Raw genomic sequence first — 1,380 nt, forward strand, 5'->3', positions numbered from 1 at the left:
GCAAAGTCCCGTCGTCCGCCCGAAGGGCGGGCCCCGCGGCGTCTGGTGCGTGCTCTCGGCGCGCCGGGCGGAGTCCCTCGTACTGGATGTACTTGGGGCTTCGCCCGGCGCGGCGAGAGTGCGTGCCAGGCGTCGCGGGGCAGACGGGACTTTGCGGACACGGCCTAGTACGTCAGGCCGTGCCCGAGGGGGTACAGCACCCGGGTCGGATCGTCGGCCCGCTGCACCGGCACCGGGAGCTTCCCGCGCGGCTCGGCCTCTCCGGCGATCACCCGGGCGGCGGCCCGCACCTCGACGTCCGTCCAGGAGTACGTCGCGAGGTACGCGCGCACGCCCGGCAGCCGGGCCGCGTCGTACGGGTTGCGCACGGCCACCGCGACCACCGGGCGGCCCGTCGCGAGCAACCGTTCGACCAGGGTCCGCTGGGTGCTGGTCGCGGTGACGTTGTAGGTCGCCACGACCACCGCGTCCGCCTCCGCGGCCGCCGCGACGGCCCGCTCGATCACCGTCGCGGACGGCGCCGTGCCCGTGGAGAGCGCGGTCGCGGTGAAGCCCAGCTCCGTCAGGGCCCGGGCCAGCACACCCGTCGGCGGGCCGGTGGTGTCGGACGGGGAGGCCGGGTCGGCGCCCACGACCAGCAGACGCGGAGTGTCGTCCGGGGCGAGCGGGAGCAGCCCGCCCTCGTTGACCAGCAGGGTCGTGGTCCGCTCGGCGATCCGGTCGGCCGTCGCGAGGTGCGCGGCCGTGCCGACCTTGTCGTCCACGGCGTCCTCGTCGGTCCACGGGTCGTCGAGGAGGCCCAGCTTCGCCTTCAGCCGCAGCACCCGAAGGATCGATTCTTCCAGCCGCTCCTCCGTGAGCTCCCCGCCCTGGACGGCCTTCAGCACCGCGTTCCACGCCAGATCCAGCTTGGGCGCGTTCAGCAGCTGGTCCACGCCCGCCTTCAGCGCCAGCACCGGCACCCGTTCGTCGCCGTACTTCTGCCGTACGCCCGCCATGTCGAGCGCGTCGGTGACCACCACTCCGTCGAAGCCGAGCTGTTCGCGCAGGATGCCGGTGAGGATGGGCCGCGAGAGGGTGGCCGGGTCGCCGGAGTCGTCGAGGGCCGGGACCAGGATGTGCGCGGTCATGATCGAGTCGATGCCGGCCTCGATCGCGGCGCGGAACGGCGGCGCGTCCAGCGCCTCCCACTGCGCGCGGGTGTGCTTGATGACCGGGAAGCCGTAGTGGCTGTCGGTCTCCGTGTCGCCGTGCCCGGGGAAGTGCTTGGCGGTCGCCGCGACCCCGGAGCGCTGGTAGCCGGCCGTCTCGGCCGCGACCAGCTCGGCCACCGCGTCCGGGTCGGCACCGAAGGAGCGCACGCCGATCACCGGGTTGGCC

At 74.1% G+C, this 1,380-nt stretch carries 1 protein-coding gene; it reads right to left on the minus strand.

All coding sequences use genetic code 11. From position 1 onward, the window contains the following. Positions 1–164: 164 nt before the first annotated feature. Positions 165–1,380 (minus strand): glycoside hydrolase family 3 protein (locus CCN42_RS38900; protein ID WP_245877670.1); only part of this gene is annotated, 1,216 nt, incomplete at its 5' end.

This window comes from Streptomyces glaucescens (assembly GCF_002154375.1).
In the GTDB taxonomy this organism is placed as follows: domain Bacteria; phylum Actinomycetota; class Actinomycetes; order Streptomycetales; family Streptomycetaceae; genus Streptomyces; species Streptomyces glaucescens.